Raw genomic sequence first — 20,299 nt, 5'->3', positions numbered from 1 at the left:
AAGGACACAAGGATATGTTGAAAAACGATTTATTTTTAAGAGCATTAAAAGGAGAAACAGTAGAGCGTCCACCAGTTTGGATGATGCGTCAAGCAGGTCGTTACCTTCCAGAATTTATGGAAATAAAGGCTAAATATGATTTTTTTACACGTTGTCAAACGCCAGAATTAGCTAGCGAAATCACTGTACAACCAATCCGTCGTTACGGTATGGATGCTGCTATTTTATTTAGTGATATTTTAGTTATCCCACAAGCTATGAATATTGAGGTACAAATGAAACCTAATTTTGGTCCTTATTTACCAAATCCAATTCGTACACAAAAGGACGTAGATAATGTTATAGTACCTGATGTAAAGGAAGCTTTAAACTATGTTTACGAAGCCATAAAAGCAACTAAAGAAAAACTTAACAACGAGGTGCCATTAATAGGTTTTGCAGGCTCACCTTGGACTATCTTATGCTATTGCGTGCAAGGTCAAGGCTCTAAAAACTTTGATAAAGCAAAAGAGTTTTGTTTTACAAATCCTATCGCTGCACACCAATTATTACAAAAAATAACAGACACAACGATTGCTTACTTAAAAGAAAAAGTAAAAGCAGGTGTTAATGCTGTACAAGTATTTGATTCTTGGGGAGGCATGTTATCTCCTGTAGATTACCAAGAGTTTTCTTGGCAATACATTCAACAAATCATAGATGCACTAAAGGACGAAACACCTGTTATTGCATTTGGTAAAGGTTGTTGGTTTGCATTAGAAGAAATGTCTAAATCTGGAGCATCTGCTTTAGGTGTAGACTGGACATGTTCTGCTAAAAATGCACGTTATTTAACTGGAGGAAACATCACACTTCAAGGAAATTTTGATCCTACTAGATTATTCTCTCCTCCTGCCGAAATTAAAAAAATGGTACACCAAATGATTAACGAGTTTGGTAAAGACAAATACATTGTAAACCTTGGTCATGGTATTTTGCCAAACATACCACTAGAAAATGCAAAAGCATTTATAGACGCTGTAAAGGAATATAAAGCGTAACAAAAACTTACTCTTAGCGTCTTATTAGTTATGATACAAAACATAATAAAAGGAATAAACGGATACTCTGGTGCATTTGCACTAATTTCAAAACTTAAACTTTGGAAGTATTTTTTTATTCCTATTATTATTAGTATTCTAACAGCAACTGTTATTGGATTTACAGCTTATGGACTTTCTGATAATGTTGGACAATTCATAGCAAAAATTTGGTTTTGGGAATGGGGTAAACAAACCTTTGCAACTATATCTACGGTCATTGGAGCCATCATTATTATAGCGTTAGGCATAATACTATACAAACACATTATTATGGCACTATCTGCTCCGTTTATGAGTCCTGTGTCAGAAAAAATAGAAACGCATCTCACTGGTGTGGTAAAACATAACCACAGACAAACATCGTTTCAAGAACAGCTTTGGCGAGGCATTAGAATTAACATTAGAAACTTAGGTCGCGAGCTACTAATTACTATGCCTATTTTATTGCTTAAATTTATTCCTGTAATTAATATCTTTTCAACAGCAATATTAATAATGGTACAATCCTATTATGCAGGTTTTGGTAATATGGATTACACCTTGGAGCGTCATTTTAATTACAAAGACAGTGTAAAGTTTGTTAGAGATAATCGTGGACTAGCAATAGGTAACGGACTTGTTTTTATCCTGTTTTTATTTATCCCAATTATTGGTGTAATTTTAGTACTACCCTTAAGTGTAACTGCAGCAACAATTACTACTGCAAAACGTCTTAAACCCGAAAATCAAAACATAATCTAATGATTGCAACTTTTGATAATTTTGAAATCAATCCCATACACAATGGAGATGCATGGAAAATTTGCGATTTCATGGTTACCAATCAAGACAGATTAAAACGTTATTTTCCTAAAACATTACAACAAAACCTAACACCTACTTTATCACAACTATTTGTAGATAAAAAAGTAAAACAATATAATAATAAAGAAGAGTTTTTATTCACTTTAAAATCTAGCGAAACTAAAACTTTAGCAGGACTAATTTATATAAAAGAAGTGGACCATCACATCAAACAAGGTGAGTTTGCCTATTGCATTGATTACAACTTTCAAGACAAAGGACTAATCACAAAGTCTGTTGCTGCATTATCATCTTACGCCTTTAAAAATCTAGATTTAAACACACTACAAATCATCGTTTTTAAAGACAATATTAGCAGTGTTAAAGTGGCAAATAACAATAGTTTTAAATGGATTAAAACCTTAAAAAACGAATTTACTCCAATTGGTGAAAACCCGCTTGATATGGAGTTATACGAATTACATAATGAAAGATAAATTTTTTGAATACATACATCAATTACAAGACAGCATAACTGCTGGATTAGAAAAAATAGATGGCAAAGCAACTTTCCAAGAAGACATTTGGAAACGACCAGAAGGTGGTGGAGGACGCACACGAGTTATAGAAAACGGAAATGTTTTTGAAAAAGGTGGTGTTAATATTTCTGGTGTACACGGTAAATTACCAGACAGCATGCAAAAATATTTTGGTGTTGAAGATGCCGATTTTTTTGCTTGTGGATTAAGTCTAGTTTTACATCCAAAAAATCCAATGGTGCCTACTGTACACGCAAATTGGCGTTATTTTGAAATGTATGACAAAGACGGAAATATTGTAGACCAATGGTTTGGTGGCGGACAAGACCTAACACCTTATTACTTATTTGATGAGGATGCAACACACTTCCATCAAACATGTAAAACAGCTTGCGATAAGCATAACCCAGAATTTTACCCAAAATATAAAGCACGTTGTGACGAGTATTTTTACAACTCACATCGTAATGAAGGACGTGGTATTGGAGGTTTATTTTTTGATTACTGCAAAGCTTCAGAAGACATGAACATGCAAAACTGGTACGATTTTGTAACAGAAGTTGGTGATAGTTTCCTAGAAGCCTATGTACCTATTGTAGCAAAAAGAAAAGATTTAGACTACACTAAAGCACAACGTGATTGGCAAGAAATAAGACGTGGACGTTATGTTGAGTTCAACTTAGTACATGATAAAGGAACCCTTTTTGGTTTAAAAACAAATGGACGTATTGAAAGCATTTTAATGAGCCTTCCGCCACATGTGCAATGGGTTTACGACCATCATCCAGAAACAGGAAGCGAAGAGGAAAGGTTAATTAAAGTATTACAAAACCCTAAGGATTGGGTCTAAAATGAATTGCTACTGCGGAAATAATAAAAGTTATAAAACCTGTTGTGAAGTGTTTCATTTAAATAATGGAAAAACCGAAACAGCAGAGCAATTAATGCGCTCAAGATATAGCGCATTTGTATTAGCAAATGGCGATTATTTAATGCAAACACACCATATTTCTACTAGACCAATTTCAGAAAAAAAAGCAATTGTAAAATGGGCTAAATCTGTAGAATGGATAAAACTTGAGATTTTAAAAACAACTGAAGGTTTAAGTAATAATGAAGATGGTACAGTACTGTTTAATGCCTATTTTTATGACAACGGAAACGTTGATGTAATACATGAAAACTCTGCCTTTATAAAAGAAAACAACAAATGGTATTACTTAGGTTATGCCAAAAAATAATATAATTATGTATCCAATTAAAAGAAATAGACGATTAAGAACAAACGAAGCTATTAGAAGCTTAGTACGAGAAACAATAATCTCTCCAAACGATTTTTTAGTACCTCTTTTTATTGTCGAAGGAAAAGGTATTAAGGAAGAAATTGCATCTATGCCAAACTACTATCGTTACAGCTTAGATTTATTACAAGCCGAAGTTAAAGAACTGTGGAAACTAGGTTTAAAATCGGTATTACTATTTGTAAAAGTTCCAGACCATTTAAAAGACAATAAAGGGACAGAAGCTATTAATCCTGATGGATTAATGCAACGTGCCATAAAAACAGTTAAAAATGCTTGTCCTGACATGTTAGTAATGACAGATGTAGCATTGGATCCTTATTCAGTATATGGACATGACGGAATTATTGAAAACGGAATAGTTGTCAATGATGACACTGTAGACGTTTTAGCAGACATGAGTGTATCACACGCTCAAGCTGGAGCAAATTTTGTTGCACCAAGTGACATGATGGATGGTCGCATACTGGCCATTCGCGAAGCTTTGGAAGACGAAGGATTTACAGATACAGGTATTATGAGCTATTCAGCTAAATATGCCTCAGCTTTTTATGGTCCTTTCCGTGATGCTTTAGACTCAGCTCCTGTGGATGCACAAGATATCCCGAAGGATAAAAAAACCTACCAAATGGATTATGCTAATCGTTTTGAAGCGCTACGCGAAACCGAAATGGATATAGATGAAGGTGCAGATATTGTAATGGTAAAACCAGGATTATGCTACCTAGATATTGTCCGAGAAATTAAAAACGAAGTCGACGTACCTGTTGCTGTATATCAAGTCTCTGGAGAATATGCAATGCTTAAGGCTGCTGCCGAAAAAGGTTGGCTAGACCACGATGCTGTTATGATGGAACAAGTTACAGCTATCAAACGTGCTGGTGCAGATGTAATTGCTAGTTATTTTGCTAAAGATATTGTAAAATTAATATCGTAAATTCGCAGTACATTAATTAAAAATCAATCCATGGGATTACTACTATTTTACGGAGTTATATCAATATTTTTTTCGTTTTTATGCTCTATTCTAGAAGCTGTTTTACTAAGTGTTACTCCAACATTTATCAACCTAAAAAAGCAAGAAGGTAAAGCGTTTGCAACAAATTTAGAAAATCTTAAAAAAGATGTAGATCGACCTTTAATTGCTATTTTAACACTAAATACAATCGCACACACTGTTGGTGCAATTTTAGTCGGTAAAGAGGCAGAAGGACTTTACGGAAGTGGTGATGGATACGGAGTATTTATAGTGTCTGCAGTTATGACTATTTTAATATTAGTCGCTTCAGAGATTATTCCAAAAACAATTGGTGCAACCTATTGGAAAAGTTTAGCTGGTTTTACAACAACAGCACTTAATATTTTAATTTTCCCATTAAAATGGACTGGATTATTATGGTTAATGCAACTTACAACAAAGTTAATTGGTGGTAAAGGTCATGGTAGCGTACTAAGTCGCGAAGGGTTTTTGGTTATGGCAGATATGGCTCATGAAGAAGGTGTTTTTGAGGGTAACGAAAGCAGAATTATTAAAAACCTGTTAACATTTAAAGAGGTTTTTGCTAAAAACGTAATGACACCTCGTACTGTAATGCAATCTGAAAATGAAACCACAACTGTGGAAGACTTTTTTAATAGAAACATGAACCTTCGTTTTTCAAGAATTCCTGTGTATTCTAAAACAGAAGATAATATCAAAGGATTAGTTTTAAAAGACGAAATTTTTAAAGAAATGGCTTTAGGAAATGGATCTAAGAAGTTAGTCGAATTAAAACGAGACATTATTATCGTAGATCGTAACTTACCTATTCCAACACTTTTTGAACAACTTGTAGAAACTAGAAATCATATGGCTTTAGTGGTAGACGAGTATGGATCTGTTAGTGGAATTGTAACTATGGAAGATGTTATAGAAACGCTTTTAGGCATGGAGATTATGGACGAAAGTGATAATGTAAGTGACCTACAAAACTTAGCTAGAAAAAGTTGGGAAGCGCGTGCTAAAAAACTAGGCATATTAGACGAAAACAACCCTGAGTAACAATGGAAACATGCATTATCAAATCACCTTTAGGTTTTACTAAAATAACAGGTGATGTTAATGGTATTGCATCAGTAATCGTTTTAAATTCAGAAGAACAAGTTTCGGTAAAAATACCTAAGGTTTTAAATGACTGCGTCCTTCAGCTTAACCAATATTTTGAAGGTTCACGAGAACAATTCAGCTTAAAGCTAAACCCAAAAGGTACCGCTTTTCAAAACAAGGTTTGGGACGCCTTACTAACCATTCCGTTTGGCAAAACCACATCTTATCTCCAGCTTTCAAAACGATTAGGCGATGTAAAAGCAATCAGAGCTGTTGCTAACGCTAATGGTAAAAACCCATTATGGATTATAATACCATGTCATAGGGTTATTGGCACAGACGGAAGCCTAACAGGATACGCAGGAGGTTTACACCGCAAACAATGGTTGTTAGACCATGAAAGTCCGTATAAACAGCAATCTTTATTTTAATGTACAAAGTACTCTCTCAATTTTTAACACGTTTTGTTAAACCAGCAACCATATATAAATACGGTTTTAACTGGTCACCAATGTATAGGCGCACAACCGCTAGACTTACAGAAGTTAGCGATGATTTACACTATGTCAAAATACGCTTAAAGCTTAATTATAAAAATCGTAATTACGCTGGATCTATGTTTGGTGGTAGTATGCTATCTGCAACAGACCCTATTTACATGATACAACTTATTCAAATTTTAGGTGACGACTATGTCGTTTGGGATAAAGCAGTTACTGCTAAATATAAACGTCCTGGTAAAAGCACGATTTATGGTGAGTTTGTTTTTACTAAAGAAGAAATTGAAGCCTTAAAAAATCAATTAAAAACAGAACAACAAGTTGATATTATCAAAACAATGCAATTGGTAAATACCAAAGCTGAAGTTATTGCAGAATTTTCCAAAACGCTATACATCGCGCAAAAAGCATACTACAAGAAAAAGCTTGCGCTAAGACTTAGCAAATAATAAATTTTGATTCATAATTTTATTATATTTAAAATCTAAACTAATAAAATAAATGAAATTCTTAAAAAAGCTTCTTAAAGTGCTTGTAGTTCTTTTTGGATTACTAATCGCAACCCTTTACATAACAGACACAGACTACTTAATTAAAGCTGTACGTACCATTTACATGCGTGGTTATACAACCGCCTTTTTAGATGACTACAAAAAATTTGATAACCAAGAGGTAAAAAATGGAACACCTCAACCTTGGCCTAATCATATTAACTACAATACAGTAACAGAAACCGAAACATTGCAAAAAGCCAATAAAGATTGGGGAACAATAGCATACGTTATTATAAAAAACGATAGTATCTGGTTTGAAAACTACTATGATGGTTACAACAAAGACTCTAAATCTAACTCGTTTTCTATGGCTAAAAGTTATGTCTCTGGGCTTATGGGAAAAGCGATAATGGAAGGTTACATTAAAAGTTTAGATCAGCCAGTTTGTGACTTTTTACCAGCATTTTGTAATGGCGAAGCAGCAAAAATGACTGTTGGAGATTTGTCTAGCATGTCCTCTGGCACCAATTGGGATGAAGCATACTACTCGCCTTTATCTATTACTACACGTGCTTATTTTGACGATGACTTAGCTAAAGTTATGAATGGTTTAAAAGTTGTAGACCAACCTGGTCAAGCTTTTAAATATGCTAGTGGAGACACACAAATGTTAGCAATGGTTATTGAAAAAGCAACAGGTAAAAAAATGTACGATTATTTAACCGAAAGCTTTTGGAAACCATTAGGTAGTGAAAACGAAACCTTATGGCAAGTCGATAGTGAAACACACGATTTAGTAAAAGCCTATTGCTGTATAGCTAGTAACGCTAAAGATTTTGCAAGATTTGGTAAACTATACAAAGACCATGGAAAATGGAATGGACAACAAGTTCTAGATTCTGCTTTTGTTGCTAAATCCTTAAAACCTCGTTTTACAGCTAGTCCAGAATATGGCTATGGTTGGTGGTTAAAAAACCAAATTGGTAAAGACTTTTTCATGATGCGTGGACATTTAGGACAATATGTAATTGTACAACCAGAAGACAATGTTATAATTGTACGATTAGGACATCAAAAATCTCCAGATGCTGGTGTTGGTGTATTTACTAATGATATTGCCTTATACATTGATGAAGCTTATAAAATGCTAAATATGAAACCTTGATATTTTGTTATTTAACATAGTGTTAGTTAATACGCTTTTAATTTATTCATTTTTTTGAGTAAACTAATCAACCATGAAAAAACTAATTTTTACATTTTATGTACTCTTATTGTGTAACAGTACGTATGCACAAGACTCATTAAATATTGACTTTGAAATCCTGAAAGAGAAAGAGGCTGTTGGATGGTCTTCCTTTGGAAACAAAGAATATAATATTGTTTATGACACAGCAATTTCTCAAAACGGAGTAACATCTGCATCTATAGAGGGTAATGGTAATACTGATGAGTTTCGAGTTTTAACATATACTATTCCTGCTGATTTTGGAGGAAAAAAAATAAAGCTAACTGGCTATTTAAAAACTGAAAACATAGTTAATGGTTGGGCTGGTTTATGGATGCGAATTGATCCAGATATAAGTATTGATAACATGGAATCAAGAAAGGTCCAAGGTACCACAGATTGGAAAAAATACGAAGTAGAATTAGAGACTAATAACAATGCAACATCTATTTCCTTTGGTGGTTTAATAGTTGGAACAGGAAAAATATGGGTAGATAATTTTAATATAACAGTTGATGGTAAACCACTGGATCAAGCTCCTGAGAAAGAATTGGACAAAGAATTTGATAAAGGTTCTAAAATCTCAATAGATTTATCTCAAAAAAACCAAATAGAAAATTTAACGCTTCTGGGACGAATTTGGGGTTTCTTAAAATACTACCATCCAGAAGTTGGAAAAGGAAATTTTAATTGGGATTACGAATTATTTAGAATATTACCAGATTATCAAAAAGCTAAATCTAATACAGATCGAGATAAAATCCTTAGTAATTGGATAGATAATTTAGGAACTGTAAAAATCTGTAAAAAATGTAAACCATTAGACGAAAATGCTGTTTTAAAACCTAATTTAAGTTGGATTACAGATGGTAATTTATCTAAAGATTTAAGTGGCAAACTACAGTTTATCACCCAAAATAGACACCAAGGAAACCATTATTATATTGATATGGTTCGCGGTGTTGGAAATCCAGAGTTTAAAAATGAAAATCCCTATGCTAACATGCCATATCCAGATGATGGTTTTAGATTATTATCGGTTTATAAATACTGGAATATGATTAATTATTTTTTTCCTTATAAACATATAATGGATAAAGACTGGAATGAAAGTTTAAAAGAAAATATTCCACCATTTATAAATGCTAAAAACGAATTAGAATATGAATTAGCAGCTTTAAAGATGATTGCAGACATTAAAGACACTCATGCTAATCTTTGGGGAGGACAAGATAAAATTAACGAAATACTTGGTGACAACTATCCAAATTTCCATGTTTCATTTATTGAAAACAAGCTGGTTATAGACAACTTTTATAACGAAGACAATGCTAAAAACGGTTTGAAAATAGGAGATATTATTACGCGTATTAACGGAAAAAAAGTTGAAGACATTGTTAGAGATAATCACGATTTTTATCCAGCTTCAAATCAACCAACACGCTTAAGAGATTTCAGTTTTAATTTATTACGCACAACAAGTGACAGCATAAGCATTGAAATAGAAAACAACGGAAACAAATTAATTAAAGCAATACCTGTCTATAACAAAAAAGACATAGCTGGTTTTTACAAATGGTATACTAAAGATGAAAATATTAGTAGTTTTAAGCTACTTAAAAACAATATTGGTTACGTTTCTCTTAAAAACATTAAAAACAAAGACGTGGACAAAATAAAAAAAGAATTTAAAGACACCAAAGGGATTATTATAGACATTAGAAACTACCCATCAGCCTTTATGCCTTTTACACTTGGTAGCTTTTTTACTTCATCTAAAACACCTTTTGTGAAATTTACGACAGGTAATATAGATTATCCAGGAGAATTCACGTTTGGTGACAATTTATACATTCCTTCAAAAAGAAAAACATATCAAGGTAAAGTAATAGTATTAGTAAACGAAATATCTCAGAGCGCAGCTGAATATACAGCTATGGCATTTAGAGCAGGAGATAATGTTTCTATAATAGGTAGCACAACAGCTGGAGCAGATGGTAATGTATCTACAATTTATCTTCCAGGAGGATTAAGAACTATGATTTCTGGAATTGGCGTATATTATCCTGATGGTACTCCAACCCAACGTGTTGGAATCGTACCAGATATTGAGGTAAAACCAACGATTAAAGGACTAATAGAAGGACGTGATGAATTGATTGAAAAAGCAATAGAAATCATTGATGACGCTAAAATTATACCAATAAACGCTAAAGATTGACCACTAATGATAACCAAACTCAACCTTGAAAACATCTTATTTCTAGACATAGAAACCGTTCCGGAAACACAACATTTTTCTGATTTAGACAAAACTAAGCAAGATCTTTGGGACGCTAAATCACGTTACCAACGCAAGGAAGAGTTTACAGCAGAAGCGTTTTACGATCGTGCTGGTATTTGGGCTGAGTTTGGAAAAATAGTATGTATTTCGGTTGGATACTTTACCATTAAAGGCGACACACGCTTGTTTAGAACAACATCCTTTTATGGAGAAGAACGTAAACTTTTAGTCGAATTTAAAAACCTTTTAATTTCTCATTTTAGTCAAACAAAGCATTTACTTTGTGCACATAACGGTAAGGAGTTTGACTTTCCATACATCGCTAGACGTATGATTATTCATAACATAGAATTACCTCATAAATTAAATCTTTTTGGTAAAAAACCTTGGGAAATTCCGCACTTAGACACCATGGAATTATGGAAGTTTGGTGACTACAAAACGTATACATCATTAAAGTTAATGACTAACGTTTTGGGCATTCCTAGTCCAAAAGATGATATTGATGGTAGCGAAGTTTATAAAACTTACTATGAAGACAATGACATTGATCGTATTATTATTTATTGCGAAAAAGACACCATTGCAGTAGCACAAATATTTTTACGTTTACGTGGCGACTCCATTCTTACTGATGATGAAATCATTCATATTTAAATAAAAACAAGGGTATTACATAAATAAAAAGCCTCAACTTACGTTGAGGCTTTTAGCAATAAAAAAATGATTGATTAATTAAGACTAATTGTTATTGCTTTATAAATTTTCTTGTTTCAATAGTATCATTTACTTCAAATTGTATTAGATATAATCCAGCTTCAAGCTTACTTACATTAATACCGTTTGATGTTGTAACACCTTTAACGACTTGTTGTCCTATCATGTTAATTACCGTAAATGGTAAATCCTCTATATTAGTTTTAACAAATAAGGCATCACCTTTTACTGGGTTTGGATATACAGCAATTTCTACTCCTAGATGTTGTACAAACCCTTCGTTAGATGTTCTTGCTGTTCCGCAAGCACCTAGATTAGTCCATCCACTTGCTGTTCTTTCATATAAATTACCTAAATAGGTTACTTGGTCTCCAACTGAGTAAGATTGGCTACCATTATATTCTGCAACTCCTGCACACTTATCTGCAGATCCATTGGTTAAACTTATAGCGTCTACTGCCATATCACCTTGCCAAGTTGTACCTGTTGTCCCATCAAATCTTAATCTTACTGAATTTCCTGAGTAAGAGGACAAATCTACATTTGCATCTAACCAAGAATTACCTTGATTACCAGATCGCGTCCAAATTGTTGACCAAGTTGATCCATTGTTAGTACTAATAGCTAAACTTAAACTTCCCATTGCAGATGTACCATACATATGATATTTAAAGCTAAAGTTTCCGTTATTAATTCCAGATAAATTAAAACAAGGCGATACTAATAAGGCACGTTTAGTAGAATAATTTGGTGCTGAAGACTCCATGAATACATATTGAGATCCTTCACTTGCGCTAGATGGTCCAGTGTTACTTGACGGAGTAGACCCACTTCTTCTAGTCCAATTAAAGTCGTCACCACTACCTTGTGTCCAAGCGCCAAAACCTGATTCAAAACCTTCGTTATAAGGAAAAGAAGAAATTGCTCCAGAACAACCAGTAGTACTTGCTGGACTTACTACAATACTTCTAGAGACTTGGTTTGCTGCATTACCTGCTGCATCACTAACATTATAGTTTCTTGTATACGTTCCTGCTGTATTAGTATTAACTGTTCCTGAAATTACAATACTAGAAGTAAGGTTTCCATCAACATTATCCGTTGCTGTAGCACCTTGTTCTGTATATGTATCACCAACGGTTAAGTTAATCGTAGATCCTCCAATTAAACTAATAACTGGTTTAACAGTATCTGCAGCTCCAACCGTTAAATTAATAGTGTAATCTTCCACTTCTCCATAAGAAAAAGTTTCACAAGATGTAGGCACTGCATTATATTTCATAGATACTCTTAACCTAGTGCTACCTGTAACAGCACTACTTGGCACTGTAAAGCTTCCTGTTGCTGGAGTTGCTGTTGATGCAGCTTTAGAGAAAATTTGTTCTCCTGAATCTGTAAAATCACCATCGTTATTATAGTCAATCCAAGCTGCATAACCCTCTGCATAAGTGGTTCCTGTCCAAGTTGGTGTAATTGTAATAGTATTAGAAGATCCTTTAGTTAAATTAGTTGTTATGCTAGTAAAATCTGAATATAATTGTGCTCCTGAGGCATTGTTAATAGACCCTACCTGAACACGACTAATATACTCGTCACTAACACTATTCCCTTGCGAAGCACAATATTGCGTACCTGTTGTGCAAGGTGTACATGCAGAACCACCACAATCAACTCCTGTTTCGTCTCCATTTTGAACACCATCTGTACAAGTTGGTGTAGTTCCACCTCCTCCACACTTATCAGATAATCCTAAAGCTGCACGAGGTCCACCACTAAGTAACGTTGCTCGCATACGCGCTTTTTGTCCTTGTGTAAATAAATTCATACAAGAGTCATTAGTGTAATCCATATAGTTTTGCACCATATCTGTAGATCCACAAGAGACTTGTCCTACTGGACATCCACCATTTGATGTTTGATGTGTAGGTGTATCACTTACAAAATCATTACCACAATTAGCATCTCCCCAAATATGACGTAAATTTAAAAAGTGACCTACTTCGTGTGTTGTTGTTCTTCCACCATCAAAAGGCGCACTAACATTACCTACTCTACCAAAGTAATTGTAACCCATTACAACACCATCTGTTGCTGCGCTACCACCAGGAAATTGAGCATAACCTAAAATAGTATTTCCTCCACTTGTCATTTGTGGTACAATCCACATGTTTAAATACACACTAGTATTCCATGGGTTAACACCTCCAGTTGACGTTCTCTTCATATCATCAGACGTTCCCCAATCTTGACGTGTCACTTGTTTTCTAGTAATACCTGTTGTTGTATTTCCGTTTGGATCAATGGTTGTTAAACAAAACTGAATTTCAGAATCAGCTGCCTGTGACCACGTATTATCTGCATCAGGATTAGTACGTCTAAAATCTTCGTTTAAAACATCTAATTGTGACTGGATTTGAGCTACACTAATGTTTTCGGTACTGTTTCTATACAAAACATGCACTACGACTGGTATAGTAATTATGCTTCCATCAATTCTCGCATTTTGGGATTGTGCAACACGTTGTTGCGTAAAAGCTTCGATCTGATCCATCCTTTGCTCTAGGGTTGGATCTAATTGTTTTCTGTATTCTAAGTTCTCCATTGTTGAACAATTTCTATCTTGCTGAGCAAAAACAGAAAGCGTTAACAAAAAACTTAATAATGATAAAGTAATTGTTTTTTTCATATTAATTATTTAATAGATTATTATAATTATTAATGATTTGTTACGTAAATTATTAAAACTTTAACAATAAATCATTTTTAACCATTTGTTTTTCGATTAAAAACAACGTATTAAAAAACATTCGCTTTTAAGTGTGGTTTAACCCACAATCATTTGAAAGAAATTAATTACTTTTACCCTATATGAGCGAGATTTTACTTAAAACAGAAGGTCTAACAATTGACGTAAAAAATGGATCTGACTACAAGACCATTATTAATAACATTTCATACCATATTAATACTAACGAAATTGTTGGTGTAGTAGGAGAATCTGGTTCTGGTAAATCCGTATCGTCTTTAGCTATTTTAGGGTTGCTATCTAAAGCTATTTTTAAAATAACTTCAGGAAGTATAATTTTTGAAAATAAAGACTTAACAACTTTAAGTAATAAAAATCTGCAAACCATAAGAGGTGCTAAAATTGGAATGATTTTTCAGGAACCAATGAGCTCTTTAAATCCATCTATGACATGCGGTAAGCAAGTTGAAGAGGTCTTACATCAACACACTTCTTTAACTAAAAAACAAATTAAGGCAGAAACACTAGTATTACTCGAAAAAGTAAAACTTCCAAATCCTGAACGCGTTTATCAAGCTTATCCTCACGAAATTTCTGGTGGACAAAAACAACGTGTCATGATTGCTATGGCAATTGCATGTAAACCTCAACTACTTATTGCTGACGAGCCAACCACAGCTTTAGATGTGACGGTTCAAAAAGAAATAATTAGTCTATTAAAAGAGCTACAAACCGAAACTAAAATGAGTATTATTTTTATTACTCACGATTTAAGTTTAATATCAGAAATTGCAGACCGAGTGCTTGTTATGTATAAAGGTCAAATTGTAGAGCAAAATACTGCTAACACAATTTTTAACAAGCCAAAAGACAATTATACTAAAGCGCTTATTAAATCTAGACCATCATTAGATGTTAGACTTAAAACACTACCAACAATAGCTGATGTATTAAAAAATGAAGTTTCGGAAGTAGTCGTGACTAGCGCTATGCGTCAAATTCAGCATAAAAAAATATATGCTAAATCACCATTATTAGAAGTTAAAAATCTTGAAAAAGAATATATTTCTAAATCAGGTTTTTTTGCTAAAGCAGAAACATTTAAAGCAGTTAATAACGTTAGTTTTAATTTGTACGAAGGTGAAACTTTAGGACTAGTAGGCGAATCCGGCTGTGGTAAATCTACCTTAGGAAACGCCATCCTACTACTAGATAAAGCCACTAAAGGTCAAATTTTATATAAAGGCAAAGACATTACCAATTTAACTAAAGCTGAAACAATAGCTATTAGGAAAGATATTCAAATCATTTTTCAAGATCCTTACGCCTCACTAAACCCAAGGCTAACTATTGGTAATGCTATCATGGAACCTATGAAAGTGCATAATTTATATACTAATGATACTGAAAGAAAAGCAAAAACTTTAGAGATATTAAATCGTGTTGGACTAGATGACACTGCCTATAATAGATATCCACATGAGTTTTCTGGAGGACAAAGACAACGTATAGGAATAGCGCGTACTATTGCATTACAGCCTAAATTAATTGTTTGCGACGAGTCTGTGTCTGCTTTAGACATATCTGTACAAGCACAAGTTTTAAATTTATTAAATGAACTAAAAGAAAAGTTTGGTTTTACCTACATTTTTATTTCTCACGATTTAGCAGTAGTAAAATACATGAGCGATCAACTTTTAGTAATGAATAAGGGTAAAATAGAAGAATTAGCTGATGCTGATATAATATACAACACACCTCAAAAAGCCTATACAAAAAAGCTAATTGCTGCCATCCCAAAGGGACTATAGCATAAATACTTTTTTGGTTAAATAGAAAACGCTGCTAATAAAATTAACAGCATTTTTAAATCCTTTTCTTAAATTCTTAAAAAACATAGTAGGTCAAGTTTTTGATAAATTTGAAACAAAAAAGTATTAAAAATAGATTAAGTCATGGTAGACTTGGGTTATTTCTAATGGTTAGGTTTGGGATTGTAAACATACAACCTCTTTTCATGATAATCAGACAAAAAGCATTATTATTCGATGAAATACAGTTAATTTTAACATTTAGTGTGTTTACTAGACCTTTTTACTTTGTTTTTTTAGCTTGTTTAGTAGTCAAAACACCTCTAGTAGGATAGTAACTTCTACCGTAATTAGAACGTCTATCCTCACCTAATCTAGCTGCCACTTGGTTAGTCATTTTAATTACAAACACCTCCTCAGCATTTGGAAACGACAAATCGCGTCCATCTGCATCTATTTTTTGACCTTTAGACGTATGATTTCTCTTTCTAGCTAAATAATCTTCTGTGTCATATAACTCATTATAACAATGGATTAATTCATGAGATAATAAGGATACAGGAGAATTGTATCCTTTATTGCGTTTAAACCATCTTTTTTTATGATTTTTCCTAAAAATAACACCATGTGTATCGTAAAACATAATGGTGTTATATTTAGGGCTGTAAGCATTTTTTTGACCTGAAACAATTGTTATATTATTATCTACGTCTTGAATTAATACATCAATAACATCAACATTATGTGTTTGATTGTCCTCTTTAAAAGTTATGGTAAGCGCACTACTTTTTACTAAAAAATCCAAAGCAATGGTCACATTTTTTAAAAACCGATCTTCAATTATATCATGATTTCTATCTAATACATAATGATAGTCTACAAACTGATTACTTAAGGTCTTAATACGCATTATTATATATCCATTTCTGGGATATCCCCTTCAATAATCAAATGACCTTCAGTAGCTTTTTGAATTTGATCTACAGTAACTCCTGGTGCACGTTCTAATAGTTTAAAACCGCTATCTGTAACTTCAATAACAGCTAAGTTGGTAACAATTTTTTTAACACAACCAACACCTGTCAAAGGAAGACTGCACTTTTTAAGCAGCTTAGATTCGCCTGCTCTGTTGGTATGCATCATTGCCACAATAATATTTTCTGCACTAGCTACAAGATCCATAGCTCCACCCATACCTTTAACCATTTTACCTGGTATTTTCCAATTGGCAATATCACCATCTTCCGACACTTCCATAGCACCTAAAATAGTTAAATCAACATGTTGTCCTCTAATCATAGAGAAGCTCATCGCTGAATCAAAAAAGCTAGCTCCTGGTAAGGTCGTAATGGTTTGTTTTCCTGCATTAATAATGTCTGCATCTTCTTCTCCATCAAAAGGAAAAGGTCCCATACCTAAAACACCATTTTCAGATTGAAATTCTACTTCAATATCCTCACGTACATAATTGGCAACTAACGTTGGAATACCAATTCCTAAATTAACATAGTAGCCATCTTGTACTTCTTTAGCTATTCGCTTTGCTATTCCTGTTTTATCTAACATAATGTATGTCTTTAACTTCTTTGTCTAACTGTTCTTTGCTCAATTCTTTTCTCATATTTTTCACCCTGAAAAATACGTTGTACAAATATACCTGGAATGTGTATTTGATTAGGATCTAAATCACCAACCGGAACCAACTCTTCCACCTCAGCAACAGTAATTTTAGCTGCTCCAGCCATGCACGGATTAAAGTTTCTAGCTGTACCTTTAAAGATTAAATTTCCGGCTGCATCACCTTTCCATGCTTTTACAAAAGCAAAGTCTGCTTTAAAAGCGTGTTCTAGCACATACATTTTACCATCAAATTCTCTAGTTTCTTTTCCTATTGCTACTTCTGTACCAAAGCCTGCTGGAGTAAAAATAGCTGGAAATCCTGCTTGAGCAGCACGACAACGTTCGGCTAAAGTCCCTTGCGGAATTAGCTCTACATCTAATTCGCCAGACAACATTTGTCTTTCAAACTCGTCATTTTCTCCAACGTAAGAAGAAATCATTTTTTTTATTTGCTTTTTTTGAAGTAGTAAACCTAAACCAAAGTCATCAACACCTGCATTATTTGAAATACAAGTTACACCTTTAACATTACGCTTTACCAGCTCTGCAATAGCATTTTCCGGAATACCGCTAAGACCAAAACCACCTAACATAAAGGTCATATTATCTTGCACACCATCTAAGGCATCTGAAACTGAATTAACTGTTTTTAGAATCATTATTTTCTAATTTTTTGTGGTTTAAATTTAATAAATAAAAAAGCCATTCTGAAGAGAATGGCTTTTAATTTTTAAGTTACATTTCTAACTCATCTGGGACTTCGTCATCTAATAAGTCTAACCCTTGCGAATTTCCTCCATCTGGAACATACCCTTCGCAGTCTACAGCAATTGATAAGTCCGAAGGACGCTCAAAATTTGCTTCAGAAACGTCTAGTGTTTCATCTTCGTAACAACTTTTCATGTACATTCCCCAAATTGGTAATGCCATAGCTGCTCCTTGTCCATAAGTAATGCTTTTAAAATGCACAGCTCTATCTTCTGCACCAACCCATACACCAGTAACTAGATTAGGTACCATTCCCATAAACCAACCATCTGACTGGTTTTGAGTAGTTCCTGTTTTTCCTGCTATTGGATTTTTAAACTCATAAGGGTAACCTGTTATAATTTCTGGGTACACTCCTGTTTTAGGCATCCATGTTCTGCGTAGTCTTGATCCTGATCCAGATTGTGTAACACCTTCCATTAACTTAACGGTTACATATGCTGTTTCTTCACTTAAAACATCTTTTGTTTCTGGTACAAATTGGTATAATACCGTATCATTTTTATCTACAATTGTGGTTACCATAACCGGTTTTGTATAAACCCCTTGGTTAGCAAAAGCGGAATATGCGCCTACCATTTCATATACACTTATATCTGGTGTACCTAATGCAATAGAAGGCACTAATGGTATGTCTGATGTTATTCCTAAATTTTTAGCTAATTCGGCTACTGGTTGTGGACCAACCTTATCCATTAATCTAGCAGTAATTGTGTTTACAGAGTTTGCTAATGCTTCTTTTAATGTTAACTCACCATTATAATTTCCGCCATCATTTGTAGGTGCCCAAGGCTCTGGGTTTCCATATTTATTAGCCTCAATAGTTAAAGGAGCCAATGGTAGCTTATCGCAAGGCGACATATGCAATTGATTAATTGCTGTAGCATAAACAAAAGGTTTAAAAGTAGAACCTACCTGACGTTTACCTTGTTTTACGTGATCGTATTGAAAATGTCTATAATTCATACCACCAACCCATGCTTTAACATGACCAGTTTGTGGATCCATACTCATCATTCCTGGGTGTAGGAAAGACTTGTAATAACGCATAGAGTCAATAGGCTTCATTATGGTATCAAATTCTCCTGGACTACCATCTTTTTCCCATTTAAAAAGGGTCATTTGAGCTGGCTTATAAAAAGACGCTCTAATTTCTTTATCATTTTTACCAGCATTTTTTAAGATTCTCCAACGCTCACCACGTTTCATTGCTGTATTTAATAACTTATCAACTTCATCTGAAGATAAATCTAAAAAAGGAGCAGTTTTATTTCGCTCTGGTGTATTTTGATTAAAAAACTCTGCCTGAAGTCTTGGCATATGTCTAGCAACTGCTAACTCAGCATATTTTTGCATACGCGAATCTATAGTTGTATAGATTTTTAAACCATCATTATACAAACTATACTTAGAGCCATCTGCTTTTCTGTTTTTTGGATCTGCAATCCATTCTTTCATAAATTCTGTTAGATAACCTCTAAAATAAGTTGCAGATCCTGAACTATGACTATCAGGTGTATAATTTATACCTAAATCTGTTTTTTGAAGCAAATCTTTTTCAACATCTGTGATATAACCATATTTAGCCATTTGATCAAACACGGTATTTCTACGTTGTTTGGTCCTAATAGCACGTTGCCCTTTATCTTTAAGTGGATTAAAAAGTGATGGATTTTTAAGCATCCCAACAATCATTGCAGACTCTTTAAGTGTTAACTCTTTAGGCTCTTTACCTCCAAAATAAATCCTTGAAGCTGAGCGAATCCCATCTGCATTATTGTCAAAATCCACAATGTTAAGATATTGCGCTACAATTTCTTCTTTGGTATATTGACGCTCTAATCTTATAGCTATAATCCATTCTTTAAATTTTTGAAGGACTCTTTTTACTTTATTGCTAGAGGCTCTTTTTGTAAATAGTTGCTTAGCCAATTGTTGCGTAATTGTACTTGCTCCTCCACTTCCAGGCTTTAAAACTGCACGTAAAGTACCACGACCATCAATACCAGAATGTTCCATATACCTTACATCTTCTGTTGCAATTAATGCTTGTACTAAATGCTCTGGTAACTCGTCAAAACTAACTGGTGTTCTATTATCACGAAAATAAAAATTACCTAATGTTTTTCCGTCAGATGAAATAATTTCTGTAGCTAAGTTTGTTTTTGGATTTTCTAATTGTGTGTGATCTGGCATTTCGCCTAACACTCCCCAAGATGCTAGTAGAAACAATAACACTACTGATAATAAACCTCCTAAAAACAGCATCCAAAACCATCTAATATACTTATCAAAGTTTGTTGCTTCTGCTTTTTTTGTTTTTGCCATATCTATCTGACT

General features: G+C 33.7%; 18 protein-coding genes. 13 read left to right on the top strand and 5 right to left on the bottom strand.

Annotation, left to right across the window (positions count from 1 at the left end):
* The first annotated feature begins 14 nt into the window (after window positions 1–14).
* From hemE to B2989_RS12120, 12 genes are all read left to right on the top strand, one after another.
* The gene (gene hemE / locus B2989_RS12175; RefSeq protein WP_292948782.1) at window positions 15–1,040 is read left to right on the top strand and encodes a uroporphyrinogen decarboxylase; all 1,026 of its coding nucleotides are present in this window, start codon (window positions 15–17) and stop codon (window positions 1,038–1,040) included.
* A gap of 30 nt (window positions 1,041–1,070) precedes the next feature.
* Window positions 1,071–1,823 carry an EI24 domain-containing protein gene (locus tag B2989_RS12170; protein ID WP_292948780.1) on the top strand — a complete coding sequence of 251 codons (753 nt, stop codon included), beginning with the start codon at window positions 1,071–1,073 and terminating at the stop codon, window positions 1,821–1,823.
* Window positions 1,823–2,362, top strand: a complete 540-nt coding sequence (locus tag B2989_RS12165; RefSeq protein WP_292948778.1) for a GNAT family N-acetyltransferase — start codon at window positions 1,823–1,825, stop codon at window positions 2,360–2,362. Before B2989_RS12170 ends, B2989_RS12165 begins: the two co-directional genes overlap by 1 nt.
* On the top strand, window positions 2,352–3,254 hold the full coding sequence (gene hemF, locus B2989_RS12160) for an oxygen-dependent coproporphyrinogen oxidase (protein ID WP_292948776.1): 903 nt from the start codon (window positions 2,352–2,354) through the stop codon (window positions 3,252–3,254). Before B2989_RS12165 ends, hemF begins: the two co-directional genes overlap by 11 nt.
* A 49-nt stretch (window positions 3,255–3,303) precedes the next feature.
* The gene (locus B2989_RS12155; protein WP_292948774.1) at window positions 3,304–3,645 is read left to right on the top strand and encodes a YchJ family protein; all 342 of its coding nucleotides are present in this window, start codon (window positions 3,304–3,306) and stop codon (window positions 3,643–3,645) included.
* Between the two features lie 7 nt (window positions 3,646–3,652).
* Window positions 3,653–4,642, top strand: coding sequence for a porphobilinogen synthase (gene hemB / locus B2989_RS12150; protein WP_292948772.1), 990 nt, complete (start codon window positions 3,653–3,655; stop codon window positions 4,640–4,642).
* A gap of 30 nt (window positions 4,643–4,672) precedes the next feature.
* Window positions 4,673–5,746 (top strand): CNNM domain-containing protein, encoded by a 1,074-nt coding sequence (locus B2989_RS12145; RefSeq protein ID WP_292948770.1) that lies wholly within the window; start codon window positions 4,673–4,675, stop codon window positions 5,744–5,746.
* Between the two features lie 2 nt (window positions 5,747–5,748).
* Entirely contained in the window at window positions 5,749–6,222 is a 474-nt protein-coding gene (locus tag B2989_RS12140; RefSeq protein WP_292948768.1) for a methylated-DNA--[protein]-cysteine S-methyltransferase, read from the top strand.
* On the top strand, window positions 6,222–6,740 hold the full coding sequence (locus B2989_RS12135) for a DUF4442 domain-containing protein (protein ID WP_292948766.1): 519 nt from the start codon (window positions 6,222–6,224) through the stop codon (window positions 6,738–6,740). The genes B2989_RS12140 and B2989_RS12135 overlap by 1 nt, the downstream gene beginning before the upstream one ends.
* Before the next feature lie 52 nt (window positions 6,741–6,792).
* Window positions 6,793–7,950: a serine hydrolase domain-containing protein gene (locus tag B2989_RS12130; protein ID WP_292948764.1), complete on the top strand. Its 1,158-nt coding sequence runs from the start codon at window positions 6,793–6,795 to the stop codon at window positions 7,948–7,950.
* A gap of 73 nt (window positions 7,951–8,023) precedes the next feature.
* Window positions 8,024–10,234, top strand: a complete 2,211-nt coding sequence (locus tag B2989_RS12125) for a S41 family peptidase (protein WP_292948762.1) — start codon at window positions 8,024–8,026, stop codon at window positions 10,232–10,234.
* Between the two features lie 6 nt (window positions 10,235–10,240).
* Window positions 10,241–10,954, top strand: a complete 714-nt coding sequence (locus B2989_RS12120; protein WP_292948760.1) for a 3'-5' exonuclease — start codon at window positions 10,241–10,243, stop codon at window positions 10,952–10,954.
* 91 nt (window positions 10,955–11,045) lie between these two features.
* On the opposite strand, the gene B2989_RS12115 is transcribed toward B2989_RS12120, so the two are convergent.
* The gene (locus tag B2989_RS12115) at window positions 11,046–13,700 is read right to left on the bottom strand and encodes a GEVED domain-containing protein (RefSeq protein WP_292948758.1); all 2,655 of its coding nucleotides are present in this window, start codon (window positions 13,698–13,700) and stop codon (window positions 11,046–11,048) included.
* Between the two features lie 182 nt (window positions 13,701–13,882).
* Here B2989_RS12115 and B2989_RS12110 point away from each other — a divergent pair, with 182 nt between their 5' ends.
* Window positions 13,883–15,571 carry an ABC transporter ATP-binding protein gene (locus tag B2989_RS12110; RefSeq protein WP_292948756.1) on the top strand — a complete coding sequence of 563 codons (1,689 nt, stop codon included), beginning with the start codon at window positions 13,883–13,885 and terminating at the stop codon, window positions 15,569–15,571.
* 283 nt (window positions 15,572–15,854) lie between these two features.
* On the opposite strand, the gene B2989_RS12105 is transcribed toward B2989_RS12110, so the two are convergent.
* The 4 genes from B2989_RS12105 to B2989_RS12090 form a co-directional block, all read right to left on the bottom strand.
* On the bottom strand, window positions 15,855–16,481 hold the full coding sequence (locus tag B2989_RS12105) for a hypothetical protein (RefSeq protein WP_292948754.1): 627 nt from the start codon (window positions 16,479–16,481) through the stop codon (window positions 15,855–15,857).
* A gap of 2 nt (window positions 16,482–16,483) precedes the next feature.
* The gene (locus B2989_RS12100) at window positions 16,484–17,137 is read right to left on the bottom strand and encodes a CoA transferase subunit B (RefSeq protein WP_292948752.1); all 654 of its coding nucleotides are present in this window, start codon (window positions 17,135–17,137) and stop codon (window positions 16,484–16,486) included.
* 11 nt (window positions 17,138–17,148) lie between these two features.
* Entirely contained in the window at window positions 17,149–17,850 is a 702-nt protein-coding gene (locus B2989_RS12095) for a CoA transferase subunit A (RefSeq protein WP_292948750.1), read from the bottom strand.
* 76 nt (window positions 17,851–17,926) lie between these two features.
* Window positions 17,927–20,287: a penicillin-binding protein 1A gene (locus tag B2989_RS12090; protein WP_292948749.1), complete on the bottom strand. Its 2,361-nt coding sequence runs from the start codon at window positions 20,285–20,287 to the stop codon at window positions 17,927–17,929.
* Window positions 20,288–20,299 lie beyond the last annotated feature (12 nt).

Source organism: Olleya sp. UBA1516 (genome assembly GCF_002323495.1).
GTDB lineage: Bacteria > Bacteroidota > Bacteroidia > Flavobacteriales > Flavobacteriaceae > Olleya.
Note: the sequence above shows the minus strand (reverse complement) of the source record. Positions and strands in the feature narration are given on the sequence as shown.